This window comes from Nocardia higoensis NBRC 100133, assembly GCF_000308595.1.
GTDB lineage: Bacteria > Actinomycetota > Actinomycetes > Mycobacteriales > Mycobacteriaceae > Nocardia > Nocardia higoensis.
This window is the reverse complement of record NZ_BAGA01000004.1, coordinates 131727-150159: the sequence shown is the minus strand read 5'-3', so window position 1 is coordinate 150159 and position 18433 is coordinate 131727. Positions and strand designations below refer to the sequence as shown.

Sequence of the window (18433 nt, the reverse complement as noted above, 5' to 3'; positions counted from 1 at the left end):
CGAACGACAGATCCGCCTCGGCGAGTACCGGCTTCCAAGCAGCCTCCAGGCAGCTCGCGGCGCTCTCGAAGAACGCCCGGGCGAGGGCGACCTGGGTGCCCCACGGTGAGTAATCGCAGTTCGCCGGAATGAGAGTGAGGTCGGCATCGGTGAGCAAGGGGTTGCTCGCCGATTCGGAGGCGGCCGTCCCGTTCGGGTCGTAGGTGAAACTCGGCGCGGCACCGGTGGCGCGATGGTCGGTGAGATCGAGCCGGACCGCCGCACGCACCAAACCGCCGACGACCACCACCGCGATCACCAGCAGCACCGCCAGCCACCGGCCACCGCCGCCGCGCCTGCGCGGCGGCCGCTGCGAACCACGACCGGGCGGACCGTAGGGCATCGGCGGCGGCATCGGCGGACGGTAGGCCCGCTGCGGGCCGTAGCCGGGCGGGTAGGCGGGCCGCTGCGGCGCGGAGTACGCACCCGGCTGCGAATAAGCCTGCGGTGGAGCGTATCCGGGCTGCTGTGCGTATCCGGGACGCTGACCGTAGCCGGGCTGCCGCGCGTGACCGGGATGATGCGCGGGCCGGTGTCCCGGCTGCTGACCGTGGCCGGGATACCCGACCCGGCCGGGGTTCGGCGGGACCGGGCGGCCACCGGAGGGATCGGATCCGTAGCCGTGCGGTGGTTGGGTCACTCCCCCTACCCCTCCATACTCGTATCGCCGCCGGCCGTCGCGCGAGAACAGCCACTGACTGAAAAGCGTAGCCGGTGAACCTGGTCGCGCAGGGCCGGGTCAGCGCATCCCGAACCTTTCCCGACCGAGCGCGCGGCGGCGCCGGCGCCGACGAACCGATCAGCTCACCCCCGGCTCTTGCCGCGAACAGCCATCCGTGAACAGCCGCCGGCGGGCGATACCAACCTGACTAAAGTAGGCGACCATGTTGAGTTTTCGGGGGGCCGCTGCGGGCGCGCTGTTACTGGCCGCCGCAGCGACATCGGCCGTCGCGCCCCTTGCGCACGGTCAGCCTGCGCCGGAGCAGGCCGACGGCATCGCCATCATCGCCGACCTGGTGCTCGATCGCGAGGGTGTGCTGCAGGTCGAGGAGAAGGTGACCGTCCCCGAGGGCGACGAGTTCCGTATGTCGCTGCCGCTGCGGCTGCAGGTCGAACCCGATGTCGAGCGCCGCTTCCGGGTCACCGATGTGGAGACGACCGGCGTCGGCTCCACCACGACGGCCGACGATCGCTTCACCGTCATCGCCCCGCCCGGCGAATCCACTTTCCGCTATTCGGTGCACAACACCGTCGGCGACGCCCCGAGCAGCCAGGTGTTCCACTGGCTCGGCGTGGTCGACACCGACATCGCCTCGATCAGCGCGGCCCTGGTGGCGCCGAGCTACGAATTGGCCATCGTGGACTGCAAACTCGGCCCGCCCGGCAACACCCGCCCCTGCGCCGATGTGCGCACCGAGGCCATCGGCGTGCTGCACCTCGAGCAGACCGACCTCCGCAAGGGCGACGCCATCGACCTCACCGTGCAGATTCCGCCCGGCACGGTGCCCGCCAACGCCGACGTGGTCGACCACAACGCGCCGGGCCCGTTCTCCATCAGCACCCCGGTGCTGATCGCGTTCGGCGTCCTGGCGGCCGTGCTCGCCGCCCTGGCCGCGCTGGTCTGGCGGGCCAGGCGCGAGAACGAGACGGCGAACACCGGTTCGGATGTGCTCGACCCACTGGACCGCGCGGACGGACACGTCCGCTTCGTCTCCCCCGAGGGCATCCTGCCCGGCGAGGCCGGACTGCTGCTCGACGAACACGTCGACCCGATCGACATCGCCGCCACCGTGGTCGATCTCGCGGTGCGCCGCTACCTGTGGATCACCCGGATCGCCCAGAGTGACTGGCGCATCACCCGCATCAACGAGCCCGACGACCAGCTGCGCGCCTACGAGCGGGCCGTCTACCGCGCACTGCTGCCCGACGGCGTCGATGCGGTGACCCTGCGCGAGGTGCGCGATTCCGGTCGCGCCCAGCACGATTCGGTTCGCACCGCGATGATCGCCGACTCGGTGGACCGCGGCACCTTCGTCGACCGCAAGCGCCCCGGGCCCTACCTCTGGTTCGGCGGCGCCCTCGCCGTGGTGGGCCTGCTCGCCACCGTCGGGCTCGCGGTGACCTCCGGATACGCCCTGGTCGGCGTCGCCATCCTGCTCGCGGGCGTCGCCGTCGCGCTGCTGCCGAAGCATCTGCCTGCCAGGACCGCGCTCGGCAGCGACATCGCCCGCCGAGTCCGTGCCCTGCAACGCGGCCTCGACACCATCCGCATCGACGACATCCCCGCCGCCGATCAGGAGACGGTCTTCTCCCGCGCCCTGCCCTACACCGTGGCCTCCGGCCGCGTCGACAGCTGGGTCCGCACCTTCCGCGCCATCGACCCCAGCGACGACTCCCAGCCCGGGCTCTACTGGTTCGGCGGCTACGAACGCGACCGCGACCTGCAACGCTTCGCCGGCGACTTCCCGTTCTTCATCACCGCGGTCGAGGGGTTGTTCAACACTCCCAAGGTCTGAGCCCGGAAGTGCGAGAACCCCGAGTCCCGCACGCCCGGCGAGGTTTCGGCCCGCCGGGCCCCGGCCCGGAACCTCCGGAGGATCCGCCCGGAGATGTCGCGCGCCTCGTGTTGCCCGGGTGTACCGACAGCAACGAGGCCCGGTGAGAGTTTCTCACCGGGCCTCGAGCAGGTAGGGAGACCGCAGTCAGCGCACCTCGGCGGCGCGCGGGTTCACTCCGAGGCGGCGAGCCGGCGCACGGCCGCGAGCGGATCCGCGTACAGGCTGCTCAGCGACGCCACGACGGCGGCGAATTCCTGCACCTTGCCACCGAATCCGCTGATCCGGATGTCGGTGGGCGGCAGGGCCGACGCGCTGCGGAAGGCCTTGGCGACGTGCGCGACGCCGGGGCGATAGCCGGTGAAGGCCTGGCCGCCCAGGATGACCCGGTCGGGATTGAGCATGTCGCTCACCAGCGCGACCGCGTTGCCCAGGATCGTGGCCCGCTCGACCAGCAGGTCGTGCGCCGGGCCGGAACCCTGCGCCGCGGCGTTGTAGAGGTCGGTGATGGTCGAGCCCGCGGTGCCGTTGTGCGCCGGGATGATTCCCTTGCCGACCGCCCGCGCCACCAGGGCGCGATCGCCGACAGTGGCCTCCAAGCAGCCACGCCTGCCGCAGGAGCAGGTCACATCCGAGCCGGTGGGCAGATGCGCGATGGAACCGGGGCCGCTGCTCGGGGTGTGCACCCGGCCGTCGAGAGTGACCGCCACACCGGCGGTTTCACGAACGTAGAAGAACAGTCCGGCGCCGCGCTCGGGCGCGCGATCCGCCTGCGGGACCGGCAGCAGCAGCTCGGAGGCGGCCATCGCCTCGACGTGCGGGGCCACCGAGATCGGCAGTTCGAGCACCTCGGCGAGGACCGCGCCCAGATGCGCGCCCTGCCAGCCGAGTGCGGGATGGTCCACGGTGCCGCCGACCGGGTCGACGCGGCCGCCGATGGCCACGCCCGCCCACAGGGCGCGGCGCCGATGCCAGCGGCGCAGGAAGGCCTTCGCGCTGCGGGCGATGGTGGTGGTGGCGAAATCCTGACCCGTCTGCGGGGTCGCGATGGCGAGGCCGCCGATGATGCGTCCGCGCAGGTCGGCGGCCACGATCTTGGTGGAGACGGCGCCGATGTGGATGCCGAGGGTCAGGTAGCTGTCGTGGTCGACCTCGAAGGGCACCCGCGGCCTGCCCACCGCACCGGGGGTGGTGAGGTCGGGACGCTCCCGCAGCAGACCGGCGGTGAGCAGCGCCGAGACCTGGCGGTTGACCGTCGCGATGCTCAAACCCGTTGTCCGCGCGGCGTTGTCACGCGAGACCGGACCGCCGGTGGCGGCACGCAGCACAGCGGCGGCCGGGTTGTCGCTGATGCGGAGTTCGGGGGCGACGACCGGACGCGGGGCGCGAGCGCGTGCGGCGGTGGTCCGGGAATTGGAGCGTTCCAGGATGGGAAGAGACATCTGTTTTTCCTTGCTGAAGCCCGGCCGAGGACGGGATGTGCCTACACGTACGGCGACGGTGGCGCGTGAGCGAGGAAGACAGCTCAGCGCCGACGGCAGGAACAACACAGTTCCCGCGTCGGCGGCAGCCGCAGGCCCAGCGCGGCGGTCACGTAGGTGACCCGCGTGGCGGTCGGGCGGCTGGCAGACATAAAGAAAAGGTAACACCCCTGTCGCATCCGCACCAAGCTTTCCGCCACCTTCGGTGAGGCAATCCACAGCAAACCTTTTCCTCCCCACCCACAACAAAGGCCCCGCCCGGCGCGAGTCGCGCTGGGCGGGGCCGGTATTGCGCCAGTTGCTACTTGGCGGGCGCGTTGAACGGCTGGTTGATCGTGGTGAAGTACTGGATCGCGGCGCCGATCGCGACAGGCGCGGTCACGAAGATCTGACCGGCGAGGGTGCCGATCGCGCCGACGGCCAGGATGCCGCCGATGCAGCCGACCGCGGCCGCGGGCACGAAGGGGCCGAACAGCCCGACGATGGTGGCCGAGGCGACGGTCGCGCCGGCGATACCGCCCAGGACGCAGCCGAGCGCGCCGCCACCGAGGCCACCGACGAGCGTGCCGACGGCGGCGCCCATGCTGATGGTGCTGGTCAGGCGGTTCCAGGCGGCGACCTCACGGTCGTACTCGTTCTTCCACGGGGCCTTGTCCTCGTAGGGCAGGGCGACCGGCTTGTAGACGGCCTTGTCCAGCGAGATCTGCGGAGTCAGGGTCGCGGTCCGCTCGGACACCTCGGCGGCGATCGGGAACTCGAACTCGTCGATACGGAAGTTCAGCGGGGTCCCGGCCAGGGTGTCGCCGTTGGCGGCCTTGATCTTCAGTGCGTTGTCCTCGACGACCAGCGAGCCGGAATCGATCGAGATGATCGACTGCGTGTCGGTGGCGTGGGCGGTGAAGTTCACCGCTTCGTCCGCCGGCGCGGCGTTGGCGGTGCCACCGGCGACGCCGGCCACGATGGACACCAGTGCCGTGAGCACGGCAAGCTTGCTCTTCTTCATCTGCGCTGCAATCTCTCATCCGGTGGAGCTGTTCGGACGCAAGCATCCGGCAACCGGCTCCCTATCGGGAGGAAAAAACGCAGCGAGATTTCAACACTCGAATTACTTGCCCGGGGCCGCTTCGGCCTGGGCTTTCATCTGTTTCTTGAACGCGCGCACCTCGAGCAGCGATTGCCCGTCGGTGATGTCGGCGGCCGAGCGCCGGGAATTCGGCTCGGCGTAGTCACCGGCCGCTTTCTCCCAGCCGTCCGGGCGCACCCCGAGTTGCTTGCCCAGCAGGGCCAGGAAGATCCGCGCCTTCTGCTTGCCGTAGCCGGGCAGATCCTCGAGTCTGCGCAGGACAGTCGCGCCGTCGGGGGCGCCGTCGGTCCAGATGCGCTCGGTCTCGCCGTCGTAGTGTTCGATCACGTACCTGGCCAGATCCTGGGTCCGCCTGGCCATCGAACGGCCGTAGCGGTGAATTGCCGGTGGCGTGGCGCACAGCTCCTCGAATTCCGCCTGATCGGCCTCGGCGATCCGGCGTATATCGAATCCGCCCATCCGCTCGGCGATTTTGCGTGGCCCGCGAAATGCGTGCTCGAGCGGATACTGCTGATCCAGCAGCATGCCGGTGAGCAGGGCGAACGAATTCGTCGACAGCAATTCGTCGGCCGCGGGCTCCTGCGCCAGACACAAAGTAACGCTCACCATCGTTCCCCTCGTTGTCGCCGGCATTTCCTCGGTCGATCATCCCACTTCCGCCGCGCCGGGGGCCACGGCCCCGGCGGGCGGAGGCCGTGGCCCGATCCGGTGCGCGTGCGGCCGCCGGGTGTCGGTGCCGCGGTGTAGTTTCCGCCCATGGCATTGAGTTGGAAGCTCGTCGTCGATACCCGTGACGCGCCCGTGCTGGCCGACTTCTGGGCCGCGGCCCTCGGCTACGAAGTCGAGGACCCCGACCCGCTCATCGAGCGTTTACTGGCGGTGGGCCAGATCCACGAGAACATGGTCACCGAGCACAACGGCCGCCGCATCTTCCGCGGCTACGCCGCCATCCGCCACCCCGAGGATCCGTTCGAACCGGTGAGCGGCGTGGGCCAGGGCCGCCGCATCCTCTTCCAGGACGTCCCCGAGCCCAAGTCGATCAAGAACCGCCTGCACATCGACATCCACGCCGATACCGACGGCCTGGACGCCCTTGTGACACGGCTGGAATCGCTCGGCGCCACCCGGGTGAACGAGGTCGACCGCGGCCCCGCCGGACACTGGTGGGTGATGCTCGATCCGGAGGGCAACGAGTTCTGCGCGGCGTGACCACACGGTGACTCGAGTCACAGCCTGGCGCTGCGACCGGGTGTGCCCCCGCGTACGCTCGGCGCATGACGACGGTGATCCCGACGGACGGAAAAGCGCGCATGGACACTCCCGGTTTGCGCCCGGACCGCTTCGACAGCGCGGGCCAGAATCAGCTGGTCGACGTTCGCGATCTGCAGGCAGCCCTTCCCGGCATCCAACGACTACGCACCTGGGCCCACGACGCCCTGGCCCTGCACCCCGGTGAACGCGCGGTCGACATCGGATCCGGCACCGGCTCGGAGGTGTTCGTCTTCGCCGACGTGGTCGGCCCGACCGGCGAGGCCATCGGCGTGGAACCCGACCCGAACCTGCTGGCGTCGGCGCAGCGCCGCGCCGCCGAGAAGAGTTCCACCGCCAAGTTCCATTCCGGCGACGCCTACGGAATCCCCTTCGGCGCGGACTATTTCGACGCCGTCCTGTCCGAGCGCGTCTTCCAGCACCTGACCGCCCCGGCTCGGGCCGCCAACGAGATCGCCCGCGTGCTGCGCCCCGGCGGTCGCACCGTGGTGATGGACGTCGACTGGGACACCGCCATCGTGCATCCCGGCGACCGCCGGGTGGCGCGCGAGGTGATCGAGACGTTGATCTCGGCCACCACCAATCCGCTGTCCGGCCGCAGGCTGCCCGGCCTGCTCACCCAGGCCGGGCTGGTCATCGACGAGGTCGGCTCGCACGCCCTGGTACAGACCCGCGCCGCCGGGCCCGGCTCGCTGGTCGACCGCATCTCCGCCATGGCGGTGGCCCGCGGCTCCATCACCGAGGCCGAGCGCGACCAGCTGCTCGCCGACCTGGAGCGCGGCGCCCGCACCGGCGACATCCACCTCTCGGTGACCATGTTCGCGGTACTCGCCCACAAGCCGGCCTGATCGATTCGAAAACGAACAACGGCCCCCGGATCTCTCGTGGATCCGGGGGCCGTGTCGTGCAGCGGGCCTGTGCCGAGCGCCTGCTCGGCTGTCCGGCCGAGGCTTTCCCGCGACTACTTGCCGAGCGCCTTCTCGGTGGCCGCGAGCAGCACGCAGGTGGCCAGCCCGTCCATCGCGACCTCCAGCTCGGACAGCTTCGGGAAGCTCGGCGCGATGCGAATGTTCTTGTCCTCCGGATCCTTCCGGTACGGGAAGGCCGATCCGGCGGCGGTCAGCGCGATGCCCGCGTCCTTGGCCAGCGCGATCACCCGGCTCGCGGTGCCCTCCGGCACGTCGAGGCTGATGAAGTAGCCGCCCTTGGGCTCGGTCCAGGAGGCCACCTTCGACGCGCCGAGCCGGTCTTCCAGGATCCGGAGAACCAGCGCGAACTTGGGCTCCAGGATCGCCCGGTGCTTCTGCATGTGCGCCCGCACGCCCTCGGCATCGCCGAAGAACCGCAGGTGGCGCAGCTGATTGATCTTGTCCGGGCCGATGCTCTTCTTGCCCGCGTGTCCCAGATACCAGTCCAGGTTCGCCGTGGACGCGCCAAGGAAGCTCACACCCGAGCCCGCGAAGGTGATCTTCGAGGTCGAGGCGAAGACGATCGGCCGGTTCGGGTTGCCCGCCTCGGCCGCCATCCCCAGCACGTCGAGCACCGGCGCGGCGGTATCGGTCAGCGGATGCACCGCATAGGCGTTGTCCCAGAACAGCCGGAAGTCCGGAGCCGCGGCCGGCAGCGAAACCAGCTCCCGCACAACCTTTTCCGAGAAAACCACACCGGTCGGGTTCGAGTAGTTCGGCACCGCCCACAGACCCTTGACCGCCGGATCGGCGAGCAGTTCGGCGACCTTGGCGGTATCCGGGCCGTCGGCCAGCATCGGCACCGCGATCATCTCGATGCCGAGCGATTCGGTGATGGCGAAGTGCCGGTCGTAGCCGGGCGCCGGGCAGAGGAACTTGACGGTGGGCTCGTCGGCCCAGCGACGCTCGGAGTCGTTGGTGCCGTAGAGCATCGCGTACACGATCGTGTCGTGCATCAGCTCCAGACTGGCGTTGTTGCCCGCGATCAGATTGTCGACCGGGATGCCGAGCAGTTCGCCGAAGATGGCGCGCAGTTCGGGAAGCCCGTGCAGGCCACCGTAGTTGCGGCAGTCGGTACCGGTGCCGTCGCGGAAGTCGCCGTCGCCGGGCAGGGTCAGCAGGTCGTTGGACAGATCCAGCTGCTCGGGCGCGGGCTTGCCGCGGGTCAGATCCAGCGTGAGCTTCTCGGCCTGGAGCTTCGCGTAATTCGCGGACTGGGTCTCGTGTTCGGACACGAGCTCGTCATGGCTCATCAAACCGATCTGCGTTTGCCGGGGCATGCTGGCAGCCTTTCAAGCAGCGAGGGGAAATATGTGACTTCCGCCGCGGCCGTGCGGCCGGCGCCGGAGACGGTGTTCACGTTACCCGCAGCCGCCCCGTCACGGGGGTCGTTGCCCGAGGGCGTCGGAGCCGCCGGCAACCGTCTCGCCATCGTCCTGCGGTTATAGCCGCCGCACTGCGGAAACAGCCGCTGAAGTGTGGAAGCAGGGCTCGATCGATCTCGGGAAAAGCACCGAGCCGGACCGGCCGGGGATTGAGGGGACCCCGCGCACCCGGCAGAGCCCGTTGACCCTTGCTGCCTTCCGGCCCTGGGGGAGTTCACAGGATGCGCGCCGCGCGGGATCCGCCGCCCACTATAGCCGGTCCACGCGCGCCCCGCTGCCACCCCTCCCCGGCTCCCCCGCCGGACCCCGGTTTGGCATCCACCGGCCACCACCCGCTATGCTGCTCCACGGAGGATTCGCCTAGTGGCCTATGGCGCTCGCCTGGAACGCGGGTTGGGTTAACGCCCTCAGGGGTTCAAATCCCCTATCCTCCGCCACAGATGGCCGGGTCGGTCGAGGTTTTCCCTCACCGACCCGGCCATCTGCATTCCGGCGGTAGCCGCGTGCCCCGGCCCGGGATCCCGTTCACCCGCGTCGCGACGCCCGCATCGGGTAGGCCTGGAACGACCCTCGGTTCGAAAGGAGGCCCCCGTGGCCGATACGAACGTCCCGGACATGGTGCTGAACAACGGCGTGACGATCCCCGCCCTCGGTTTCGGCGTCTACCAGACCCCGCCCGACCGGACCATCGAGGCCGTGGAGACGGCCTTGTCGGTCGGCTACCGCCACGTCGACACCGCCGCCGCCTACGGCAACGAACGCGAGGTCGGCGAGGCCATCCGCCGCTCCGGCCTGCCCCGCGACCAGGTGTTCGTCGAGACGAAGGTCTGGATCAGCGACTTCGGCTACGACGCCACCCTGCACGCCTTCTCCAAGAGCGCGGGCAAGCTCGGCCTGGAACAGCTCGACCTGCTGATCCTGCACCAGCCCCTGCCCGACGAGTTCGACCTGACGATCCAGGCCTACAAGGCGCTGGAAACCCTGCTCGCCGACGGCAAGGTCCGCGCCATCGGCGTCTCCAACTTCATGCCCGACCACCTCACCCGCCTGCTGGCGGCCACCTCCGTCGTGCCCGCCGTCAACCAGATCGAGGTGCACCCCTACTTCCGCCAGTCCGAACTGCTCGCCGTCGACACCGCGCACGGCATCCTCGATCAGGCGTGGTCCCCCATCGGCGGCATCACCTTCTACCGCGACGGCAAGCACGGCTCCACCCTCGCCGACCCCGTGATCAACGAGATCGCCACCGCCGTCGGCAAGAGCCCCGCACAGGTCATGCTCCGCTGGCACCTGCAACAGCACCGCCAGGTGATCCCCAAGTCCGTCACCCCCTCCCGCATCGCCGAGAACATCGACGTCTTCGACTTCACCCTCACCGACGATCAGCTCGCCGCCATCGACGCCCTCGACACCGGTGTCCGCGGCGGCCCCGAGCCGGAAGTGCTCACCCGCGAGAAGTTCGGCATGCCGATCCCCGAAGCCTGACCCGATCGGCCGGCGCGCCGACACGGGGGCTCCTCGTCAGTTCGCGTGCAACGCCTTGCGCAGGGTGGTGACGGCCTGGGCGATGGCGGCCTCGGCGGCGTTGGTCCCGCGCAAGGCGTTGAGCATCACGAAGTCGTGGATGATGCCCTGGTAGCGGGTGGCGACCACTGGCACGCCCGCCGCGCGCAGCTTGGCGGCATATGCCTCGCCCTCGTCGCGCAGCACGTCGGCCTCGGCGGTGATCACCAGGGCGGGCGGCAGGCCGGCCAGCTGCTCGGTGGTGGCGCGCAGCGGCGAGGCGGTGATCTGCGCGCGCTCGGCCCGGTCGGTGGTGTACTGATCCCAGAACCACTGCATGCCGTCGCGGCGCAGGAAGTAGCCGGTGGCGAACTGGTGGTAGGAGCCGGTGTCGAAGTTCGCGTCGGTGACGGGGTAGAACAGCACCTGCTGAACCAGCGGCACGTCGCCGCGCTCCTTGGCCATCAGTGTCAGCGCGACAGCCATATTGCCGCCGACCGAGTCGCCCGCCACCGCCAGGCGGGCCGGATCCAGGCCGTTGGCCGCGCCTTCGATGACCACCCAGCGGGCGACGACGTAGTTCTGCTCGATGGCGACGGGATAGCGGGCCTCGGGCGAGAGATCGTATTCGGGGAACACCACCGCGGCGCCCGCCCCGACGGCCAGTTCGCGAACCAGCCGGTCGTGGGTACGGGCGTTGCCGAACACCCAGCCCGCGCCGTGGATGTAGAGGATCACCGGCAGGGTTCCGGTGGCGCCTGCCGGGCGGACGATCCGCACCGGCACCTGCCCGGTCGGGCCGCCCTGCACGGTCACCCACTGCTCATCGACCTCGGGCTTGCGGATCTCCTCGGACTGGACCTCGTCCACCGTCTTGCGGCCCTCGATCGGGCCGAGGTCGAACAGGTACGGCGGGTTGGCGGTCGCCGTGACGAACTCCTGGGCGGCGGGCTCCAGCACGGGGACGACGGGCGCGTTCTCGATGGACATTGTCGTGCTCCTTCTCGGTGAAGTGGTGGGGCCGGGGTCTCAGCGACCGCCTCCCTCTGACACGAGACGCTATTACACGATTACCTCGTGCACAAGTTACTTTTTCGAAAGTAACTTGCGAGGTACGATAACCGGGGAGAACAACGACGCGACGACGCGGAACGAACCAGGAGCAGAGCCCATGACAGCCACCCCCACCCCCGAAGCCCCGGCCCGGGAGGAAGAACCGGAGTTCCTGAGCCTGGACGAGTTCACCTGCTTCGTGCTCTACGCGGCACAACGCGCGATGACCAGCGCCTACCGTCCGCTGATCGACCACCTCGGCCTGACCTACCCGCAGTACCTGGTGCTGGTCGCGCTGTACGAGAGCGGCCCGTGCTCGGTCAAGGGCCTGGGCGCCAAGCTGCACCTCGACTACGGCACATTGACGCCACTGCTCAAGCGCCTGGAGGCGAACGGGCTGGTGACGCGACAGCGCCGCGCCGACGACGAGCGGCAGGTCGACGTCTCGCTCACCGAGGAAGGCGTGGCCCTGCGCCGCAACGCCCGCACCGTCATTCCCTCGCTCAACGCCACCATGGGTTTGACCGACGAGGAGAGCAAGCAGCTCAAGACGCTGCTGCGCAAGCTCACCCACAACCTCACCGCCGCCCAGGACACCGCGAAGGCCTGATCGGCCGGCAGGTCCGCGCGGGAAAACGCGTTGCCCCGGTGACTTCCGAGCGCATACATTTCTCCCTGACGCACTCGGAGTGGACGGGCCGGAGCCGGTCGGTTACCACTTCTCCTGGGGATGTCGCGGGTTCGAGTCCCGCCGGGAGCTTTCGAGCTCCCGTAGCTCAGCCGGCAGAGCACCTTGCCGGGCGGCATACACATGTCCGTCCGCTCCGAGCGTCGCAGGACGGGCCGGAGATCGATCGGTTATCTGGCGATACGGGTTCGATTCCCCTCGAGGGCCTCGGCTCTCGAATCACCCGGTCGGCACCCACACGCCCGTCCTGCCCATTTCTTTCCGGGGGCGAATCATGGACATTCTGGCAAGCATCAACCGTCGCATCACCGCGCAGTCGGCCCGTGCCGACGCGCGGCAGGTGCGAAACAACGCCGGGGGCTTCACTTTTCCGGTGACGCCCGAGGTGCGGCTGCGCCGGTTCCTCACCCTCGGTACCGACGGCGGCACGTATTACGTGAACGCGACGGAGCTGACCAGGGACAACGCCGAGGTGGTCGTGCATTTCGCGCAGGAGCGGTGCGCGGAGCTGGTCGCCGAGATCGTCGCGATCTCGACCGCGGGGCGGGCGCCGAAGCAGAATCCGGCGCTGTTCGCGCTGGCCGCGGCGACCGCGCTCGGTGACGAGGAGGGCAGGCGGCTCGCGCTCGACGCGTTGCCCGCGGTGGCACGTACGGGCACCCATCTGTTCCTGTTCGCCCGCTACGTCGAGCAGTTCCGTGGCTGGGGTCGCGGACTGCGGCGGGCGGTCGCGGGCTGGTACACCGCCAAGTCGGTCGACGACCTGGCGTTCCAGGCGGTCAAGTACCGGCAGCGGGAGGGCTGGACGCATCGTGACCTGCTGCGACTCTCGCACCCGGTGACCGGGGAGGACGACCGCAAGCGGCTGTTCGACTGGATCTGCGGGCGTGCGGCCGACCTCGACGGCTTGCGGCTGATCGAGGGGTTCCAGCGGGCGAGCGCGGCGGCGCCGGAGGACGTCGCGGAGCTCGTGCGCGAGTACGGGCTGTCGTGGGAGATGCTGCCCGATGCCGCGCTGGCCGAGCCCGCGGTGTGGGAAGCGCTGCTGGACAACGGTTTGCCGCAGACGGCGCTGCTGCGGCAACTGCCCAGGCTGACGCGGCTGGGGCTGCTCGCGCCGCTCGGCGAGCGCACGGCCGCGGTCGCGGCTCGGCTGAGCGACCCGGTGCGGTTGCGCAAGGCGCGGGTGCATCCGATCCAGGTGCTCGTCGCGCTGCGCACCTACGCGGGCGGTCACGGGGCGCGCGGGTCGGGCAAGTGGGCGCCGTCGACGCCGATCCTCGACGCGCTCGACGCGGCCTTCTACGCGGCGTTCGAGTCGGTGGAGCCGACGGGTAAGCGGCATCTGCTCGCCCTCGACGTGTCGGGATCGATGACACGGGCGGTTTCCGGGCTGCCGATCTCGGCGCGCGAGGCATCCGCGGCGCTGGCGCTGGTCACCGCCGCCACCGAGCCGGCGCACACGATGCTCGGGTTCACCGGCGGCGGGAACGATCCGTGGAAGCCGGATCACCGGGCGCTGTCGCCGCTGCCGATCGGTCCGCGGATGCGACTCGACGACGCGGTCCGGGCGGTGTCGAACCTGCCCTTCGGCGCCACCGACTGCGCGCTGCCGATGCGGTGGGCGCTCGAGCACGAGGTCGAGATCGACGTGTTCACGGTGTACACCGACAACGAGACCTGGGCCGGGACGATGCACCCGCATCAGGCGCTGCGACGCTACCGGGAGCGGATCAATCCGCACGCGAAGCTCGTCGTGGTCGGCATGACCGCCACGAACTTCTCGATCGCCGATCCGTCCGACGCCGGGATGCTCGATGTCGCCGGATTCGATGCGGCGGTGCCGGCGCTGCTCGCGGATTTCGCCCGGGGCGCATGAGATCACGGCCGCGCGGGAGGATCGCCCTCCTCCCGCGCGACCGGCTCCGGACCCGTTCCGGATAGCGATCGGGTATCGATCGGATATCGAAGACTGTTGTGGCTGTTCCGTTTTCACTGCATACGGCCTCGTCCCATGGCGCCGGCCCGTCGCGGGAGGCCGGCGAATGGGCGGACCGGGGAGACGACCGGCACAGATCGGTGCGATGATGCCCAGGTGACTCAGTGGCTACCCGTGCTCGGTTCGCTGATCGTCGCCGGTGCGGCGCTCGTCGGATTCCTGATGAACAACACGACGAACCGGCGGGCGATCGACGCGGCCGGCGAGCGGCATCAGCAGACGCTCGAGGAAGCCAGGCGCGCAACCGAACTCGCGCTCGACGCGGGCGAGCGGCGCGAGCACGACCGATGGCGGCACGAAGCCGTGGTGGCCGCGGTGTCCTCGGTGCTGGAGACCTCGAATTCGGTGCGCCAGCAGCTGTGGTCGTGCCATCGCTGGGAGGTCGACGACGACTTCGAACTGGAGCGGGCCGGTCACGATATCCACGAGGCGCTGTGGGGCTGCAACGGCACCATCAACCGGCTCCGCCTGCTGTCCACCCCGAAGATCCCCAACCAGTGCGAAGACCTGGTTAGCACGCTCGGGGCGGCGCGCAACATCACGCTGCAATACCTCAAGCTGCAGCTCGACGACGAGGCGACCAGCGAAGAGTTCACCGAGATCAACTCGCTGTGGGAGAAGGCCATCCGCAAAGCGATCGAGCAGGAGCGGGCGCTGGTCAACTCCACCCGCGCCGAACTGGGCATCGAGCCGTTGAAGGACGCGGTGAAGCCCGAGCGCGAGCAGGTACTCGACAACGCCTGAGCGCTGGGAGCACCGCCGCACGGCCGACGGCGCGATTTCCGCACCGCGCAGCGCTCACCGCAGCGACGCGACGACCTCCGCGACCGCCTTCCGTAGTTCTCGCGCGTAGCCGTCGAGGTCGGTGACGACCACCGGGTCGGCGTGCAGGGAGATGGTGACCGTCTCGCCGAGTCCGTGTACACCGTGGGTGAGGCGCATGACCGAGCCGATGGCGGGGAACCCGGCGGTGAAGCGGGCGGGGCCGCCGAACTCCAGGTCGGCGGGGCCGCGATCGACACTGGAGACGACGGTGTTGCCCGCGATGGAATCCGGGACCAGGTCCAGGGGCCAGCCGTCGGCGTCGCGCCGCAGGAACAAGGCAGGGGTGACGGCGGTGACCTGGTCCTGGCCGGACAGCAGCGGGTGGCGGGCGCGTTCGGTTCGGGCGCGCAGCGCAGCGGCGATCTTGTCCGCGCGCGCGGACAGATCGGGTTCGCCGAGGAAAAGGTCGACCGACAGATTGCGATAGTTGTTGCGGGACCGACCTTTTCCGCCGCCCGGTAGCGCCATCGGCACCTGGGCGCCGAGTTCGGGCACCGCCGCGCCGGTCGCGGCGAGGTATTTTGACAGTGCGATCGACACCGCGGCGAGGACGACGACGGTGACCGTGTAGCCCGGCACGCGCAGCTCGGCGCTGTCGAGGACCAGCATGTCGACCGCGTGGCCGGAGACCGGCGGCGCACTGCCGTCGTTCACCGCGGTCGGGGCGAAGCCGGGGCCGGGTGGCGGGATCGCGCCCGAAGCGGTCAGCGCGGCCAGTTCTGCACGTGCGCGGTTGGCTCGGATGCCACGGTGGACGGTGCGCGCGACGGCCACCGGCAGCAACAGCGCGCCGACGGCCGCGGCGATGCGATCCGGCCGGGCAGCCGGACGCGGAGCCGGACACACACGCGACGGACGCCTCGATCCGCCGCCGGAATCGATTGCGCCGCCGAACAACTCCCTGGCCACGGCGGTGGCCCGCCGCCCGTCGACCAGCACATGCGATATCTGCAGGACGGCGATGGTGGTGACCTCATCGGGCGAGCGCCGCATCGGCGCGTCGGCCACCCCACGGAAGACGTGCAGCCGCCACGGCCGATGGGTCGCGTCCACTCCCGTGCCGAGCAGATCCCCCACCGCCGACCGCAACCCCGCCCAATCGGCGACGACGGGATGCTCGACGAACTGCTCGTCGGAGATCTCGCACGGCACCCACGCCGGGTAGGCCAGATCCCCCGGCACCTCGCGTAGCCGCACGCACAGGTCGGGGATCCGGGCGCTACGGGCGAGGACCGCCGCGCGGAGTTCGGCGGTCGGGCAGCCCAGGTCGGCGAAGGCGTAGAGCAGGAACAGGTCGTTGCGGCTGCGCCTGGACAACCAGAACATCGTCGCGTCCTGCGCGGCCATCCGATCCACGTCACGACCTTATCGGCCGCGACCGCCCCGGGCACGGCCCGACCACCCGGATCGAGGGCCTGACCGGCTCGCAGCGGAGACGCACAGGCCCCGAGCCGTATCGATGGCTCGGGGCCGGCTGCCGCAGTTCCGGCGGGCTCCGCTCAGCCGCGCTGGAACTCCCCCGCGGAGACACCGTTCACAAAGGCATCCCATTCGCCCGGTGTGAATGCCAGCACCGGGCCGATTCCGTTGTCCTTGGTGTCGCGAACCGCTACGTTGCCGTCGCCGAGAAATGCCACTTCCACGCAGTTCCCGTCGGGACCACTGTATGAGCTCTTACGCCACACAGCGCCCGTCACATCAACTTCCACGGCACTAGCTCCTTTGCTGCGTCGAAAACGAGACATTGATTCCCGGATCGTGCTGACTAGCACCGGAATGCGGTGACCAACTTCCGATTCCCGCGGTGCGCCTGGTGGTAGCGCGCAACTCTCCCGTGCGTTGTCATCGCCATCGGGCTCGAGGTGAGAACACCTGGCGAGGGCGACCCCCGCGCTCCCGACAGTAGCAGCTTGACCGGGAGTTTGCCCGGCTCTTGCCAATTGGGCTCTACGAGTTTGCCAAGCTTGCGAAGAATGTCGGTTGCCAGATCATTGCCGACGGTGAGCGCCCCCGAGAATGGCGTCGGCGATCCACCCGGGCGACATCGTGATTGTCCCGTGATGGCACTCGTCGGCGTTCCACATGCCCCACCCGGGTGCCATTCCGCGCGCGCACCGTGGATCATGAAGGTTATGGTCGAACGCCCACGCGACGAGGCAGGTCGCGCACGAAATCCACGTCCGCGGGATCGCCTCGGCAGGCCTCTTCCGATCGGAAGCATTGGTGTGCCGCGAATTCCGGACGACCTGGATCTGCCACCCCAGCAAACCCTCACCTTCGCGCAGCAACTTTTAGATGATGGTCTTGCATTCAATGCGCATGAAGTTTTGGAAGCGGCATGGAAGAACGGGCCGTTCGCTGAGAAGATGCTGTGGCAGGGACTCGCGCAATACGCGGTGGGTATCACGCACCTGCAGCGGGGCAATCCGAAGGGCGCGCGGACGCTGCTCACCCGGGCGATCGGCAGGCTCGAGGCCCATCAGCGAGGAGATAGCTCGTCCGCCGGATTGCCTTACCGCATCGACGGACCGGGCATCATCGCGCACGCGCGGCGACTGCTCGACACGCTCGATCGCGGTGTGCCGCTCGCCGACGCCGACCTCGTCACCACGCTGTGCCTGCCGCCCGACCTACCATGACTGTCGTGCCGCCACCCGAATCCGCAGGCGCGGGCCGCTACGCGCCGAGCCCGTCCGGTGATCTGCACCTGGGCAACCTGCGCACCGCGCTGCTCGCCTGGCTGTTCGCACGCTCGACCGGGCGGCGCTTCCTGCTGCGAGTGGAGGATCTGGACCGGGTCCGGCCCGGCGCACGGGAGCGTCAGCTCGCCGACCTCGCGGCGCTCGGGCTGGATTGGGACGGGCCGGTGGTGTGCCAGTCGGAGCGGCTTCCCCTCTACGACGCCGCGATCGAGCGGCTGACCGAGGCGGGCCGCACCTATGAATGCTTCTGCACGCGGCGCGAGATCCAGCAGGCGGCGAGCGCGCCGCACGGGCCGATGGGCGCCTACCCCGGCACCTGCCGCGATCTCACCGACGCCGAGCGGGCGGCCAAGCGCGCCGAGGGCCGCTCCCCCGCGCTCCGGTTGCGTTCGACGGTGCGCGATTTCGCGATCGACGACGAACTGCACGGCCGCTATATCGGCCGGGTGGACGACGTGGTGTTGCGCCGCGTCGACGACGTGCCCGCCTACAACCTGGCCGTGGTGGTCGACGACGCCGAACAGGGCATCGATCAGGTGGTGCGCGGCGACGACCTGCTGCCGTCCACACCCCGCCAGGCGTATCTGGCCTCGCTGCTCGGCCTTCCGGCACCGCGGTACGCCCATGTCCCCTTGGTGCTCAACGAACACGGGCAGCGGCTGGCCAAACGCGACGGCTCGGTCACGCTGGCCGACCAGCGGCGCGCGGGAGTCGGGGCGGAGGAGGTCACCGCGCGACTGATCGCCTCGCTCGGCTTTCCGCCGGGCAGCGCGGCGGATACCCTGCGCCGCTTCGATCCGGCTATTCTTCCCCGCGAGCCCTCGATCTTCGCCGACGATGGGTTGTTACGGCCCTGCCATAGTCCGTAACGTACGAAATGAC

Annotated in this window: 16 protein-coding genes, 1 tRNA gene, 1 other RNA gene and 1 pseudogene; 10 read left to right on the top strand and 9 right to left on the bottom strand. The window is 69.6% G+C overall.

Annotated features, from left to right (window positions below; translation table 11 throughout):
* Window positions 1-679, bottom strand: a pseudogene (locus ON26_RS34000) (hypothetical protein); the annotation flags it as partial.
* Between the two features lie 244 nt (window positions 680-923).
* Between ON26_RS34000 and ON26_RS00870 the strand changes: the two are divergent.
* A complete protein-coding gene (locus tag ON26_RS00870; protein WP_040793963.1) occupies window positions 924-2555 on the top strand; it encodes a DUF2207 family protein in 1632 nt (543 codons plus the stop codon).
* A 212-nt stretch (window positions 2556-2767) separates the two neighbouring features.
* On the opposite strand, the gene ON26_RS00865 is transcribed toward ON26_RS00870, so the two are convergent.
* The 3 genes from ON26_RS00865 to ON26_RS00855 all read right to left on the bottom strand — a co-directional run bounded on the left by ON26_RS00865 (window position 2768) and on the right by ON26_RS00855 (window position 5768).
* Window positions 2768-4036 carry an ROK family transcriptional regulator gene (locus ON26_RS00865; RefSeq protein ID WP_040793962.1) on the bottom strand — a complete coding sequence of 423 codons (1269 nt, stop codon included), beginning with the start codon at window positions 4034-4036 and terminating at the stop codon, window positions 2768-2770.
* A gap of 340 nt (window positions 4037-4376) precedes the next feature.
* Window positions 4377-5078, bottom strand: coding sequence for a DUF8020 domain-containing protein (locus ON26_RS00860; RefSeq protein WP_040793961.1), 702 nt, complete (start codon window positions 5076-5078; stop codon window positions 4377-4379).
* A 102-nt stretch (window positions 5079-5180) separates the two neighbouring features.
* Window positions 5181-5768 (bottom strand): HhH-GPD-type base excision DNA repair protein, encoded by a 588-nt coding sequence (locus ON26_RS00855; protein ID WP_040793960.1) that lies wholly within the window; start codon window positions 5766-5768, stop codon window positions 5181-5183.
* A 147-nt stretch (window positions 5769-5915) separates the two neighbouring features.
* Between ON26_RS00855 and ON26_RS00850 the strand changes: the two genes are divergently transcribed.
* Together ON26_RS00850 and ON26_RS00845 are read left to right on the top strand one after the other, a co-directional pair.
* On the top strand, window positions 5916-6368 hold the full coding sequence (locus ON26_RS00850) for a VOC family protein (RefSeq protein ID WP_040793959.1): 453 nt from the start codon (window positions 5916-5918) through the stop codon (window positions 6366-6368).
* 65 nt (window positions 6369-6433) lie between these two features.
* Window positions 6434-7276: a class I SAM-dependent methyltransferase gene (locus ON26_RS00845; protein WP_373280913.1), complete on the top strand. Its 843-nt coding sequence runs from the start codon at window positions 6434-6436 to the stop codon at window positions 7274-7276.
* A gap of 113 nt (window positions 7277-7389) precedes the next feature.
* Here ON26_RS00845 and ON26_RS00840 read toward each other — a convergent pair whose 3' ends face one another.
* The gene (locus tag ON26_RS00840; RefSeq protein WP_040793957.1) at window positions 7390-8676 is read right to left on the bottom strand and encodes an aspartate aminotransferase type Ic; all 1287 of its coding nucleotides are present in this window, start codon (window positions 8674-8676) and stop codon (window positions 7390-7392) included.
* Between the two features lie 254 nt (window positions 8677-8930).
* Window positions 8931-9025: signal recognition particle sRNA small type (gene ffs, locus ON26_RS32005), an RNA gene on the bottom strand.
* Window positions 9026-9130: 105 nt separating this feature from the next.
* Between ffs and ON26_RS00835 the strand changes: the two genes are divergently transcribed.
* Both ON26_RS00835 and ON26_RS00830 read left to right on the top strand, forming a co-directional pair.
* Window positions 9131-9218 (top strand) — tRNA-Ser (locus ON26_RS00835).
* 178 nt (window positions 9219-9396) lie between these two features.
* Window positions 9397-10266, top strand: a complete 870-nt coding sequence (locus tag ON26_RS00830) for an aldo/keto reductase (RefSeq protein ID WP_040793995.1) — start codon at window positions 9397-9399, stop codon at window positions 10264-10266.
* Between the two features lie 36 nt (window positions 10267-10302).
* On the opposite strand, the gene ON26_RS00825 is transcribed toward ON26_RS00830, so the two are convergent.
* On the bottom strand, window positions 10303-11274 hold the full coding sequence (locus tag ON26_RS00825) for an alpha/beta hydrolase (protein ID WP_040793956.1): 972 nt from the start codon (window positions 11272-11274) through the stop codon (window positions 10303-10305).
* Window positions 11275-11455: 181 nt separating this feature from the next.
* On the opposite strand from ON26_RS00825, the gene ON26_RS00820 reads away from it, so the two are divergent.
* The 3 genes from ON26_RS00820 (at window position 11456) to ON26_RS00810 (ending at window position 14768) form a co-directional block, all read left to right on the top strand.
* A complete protein-coding gene (locus ON26_RS00820; protein ID WP_040793955.1) occupies window positions 11456-11947 on the top strand; it encodes a MarR family winged helix-turn-helix transcriptional regulator in 492 nt (163 codons plus the stop codon).
* Window positions 11948-12299: 352 nt separating this feature from the next.
* Window positions 12300-13904: a TROVE domain-containing protein gene (locus ON26_RS00815; protein ID WP_040793954.1), complete on the top strand. Its 1605-nt coding sequence runs from the start codon at window positions 12300-12302 to the stop codon at window positions 13902-13904.
* A 216-nt stretch (window positions 13905-14120) separates the two neighbouring features.
* Window positions 14121-14768 (top strand): hypothetical protein, encoded by a 648-nt coding sequence (locus ON26_RS00810; RefSeq protein WP_157171738.1) that lies wholly within the window; start codon window positions 14121-14123, stop codon window positions 14766-14768.
* A gap of 54 nt (window positions 14769-14822) precedes the next feature.
* Here ON26_RS00810 and ON26_RS00805 read toward each other — a convergent pair whose 3' ends face one another.
* Together ON26_RS00805 and ON26_RS00800 are read right to left on the bottom strand one after the other, a co-directional pair.
* Window positions 14823-16205, bottom strand: coding sequence for a condensation domain-containing protein (locus ON26_RS00805; protein WP_157171737.1), 1383 nt, complete (start codon window positions 16203-16205; stop codon window positions 14823-14825).
* A gap of 143 nt (window positions 16206-16348) precedes the next feature.
* Window positions 16349-16558, bottom strand: coding sequence for a DUF397 domain-containing protein (locus tag ON26_RS00800; RefSeq protein WP_040793951.1), 210 nt, complete (start codon window positions 16556-16558; stop codon window positions 16349-16351).
* A 423-nt stretch (window positions 16559-16981) separates the two neighbouring features.
* Between ON26_RS00800 and ON26_RS00795 the strand changes: the two genes are divergently transcribed.
* Window positions 16982-17488, top strand: coding sequence for a DUF309 domain-containing protein (locus tag ON26_RS00795; protein WP_040793950.1), 507 nt, complete (start codon window positions 16982-16984; stop codon window positions 17486-17488).
* Window positions 17485-18420: a tRNA glutamyl-Q(34) synthetase GluQRS gene (gluQRS, locus tag ON26_RS00790; protein ID WP_040793949.1), complete on the top strand. Its 936-nt coding sequence runs from the start codon at window positions 17485-17487 to the stop codon at window positions 18418-18420. The genes ON26_RS00795 and gluQRS overlap by 4 nt, the downstream gene beginning before the upstream one ends.
* Window positions 18421-18433 lie beyond the last annotated feature (13 nt).

Coding starts and splice junctions, on each gene's coding strand:
- ON26_RS00870 (WP_040793963.1), top strand. CDS start 924: ATGTTGAGTTTTCGGGGGGCCGCTGCGGGCGCGCTGTTACTGGCCGCC.
- ON26_RS00865 (WP_040793962.1), bottom strand. CDS start 4,036: ATGTCTCTTCCCATCCTGGAACGCTCCAATTCCCGGACCACCGCCGCA.
- ON26_RS00860 (WP_040793961.1), bottom strand. CDS start 5,078: ATGAAGAAGAGCAAGCTTGCCGTGCTCACGGCACTGGTGTCCATCGTG.
- ON26_RS00855 (WP_040793960.1), bottom strand. CDS start 5,768: ATGGTGAGCGTTACTTTGTGTCTGGCGCAGGAGCCCGCGGCCGACGAA.
- ON26_RS00850 (WP_040793959.1), top strand. CDS start 5,916: ATGGCATTGAGTTGGAAGCTCGTCGTCGATACCCGTGACGCGCCCGTG.
- ON26_RS00845 (WP_373280913.1), top strand. CDS start 6,434: ATGACGACGGTGATCCCGACGGACGGAAAAGCGCGCATGGACACTCCC.
- ON26_RS00840 (WP_040793957.1), bottom strand. CDS start 8,676: ATGCCCCGGCAAACGCAGATCGGTTTGATGAGCCATGACGAGCTCGTG.
- ON26_RS00830 (WP_040793995.1), top strand. CDS start 9,397: ATGGTGCTGAACAACGGCGTGACGATCCCCGCCCTCGGTTTCGGCGTC.
- ON26_RS00825 (WP_040793956.1), bottom strand. CDS start 11,274: ATGTCCATCGAGAACGCGCCCGTCGTCCCCGTGCTGGAGCCCGCCGCC.
- ON26_RS00820 (WP_040793955.1), top strand. CDS start 11,456: ATGACAGCCACCCCCACCCCCGAAGCCCCGGCCCGGGAGGAAGAACCG.
- ON26_RS00815 (WP_040793954.1), top strand. CDS start 12,300: ATGGACATTCTGGCAAGCATCAACCGTCGCATCACCGCGCAGTCGGCC.
- ON26_RS00795 (WP_040793950.1), top strand. CDS start 16,982: ATGGTCGAACGCCCACGCGACGAGGCAGGTCGCGCACGAAATCCACGT.
- gluQRS (WP_040793949.1), top strand. CDS start 17,485: ATGACTGTCGTGCCGCCACCCGAATCCGCAGGCGCGGGCCGCTACGCG.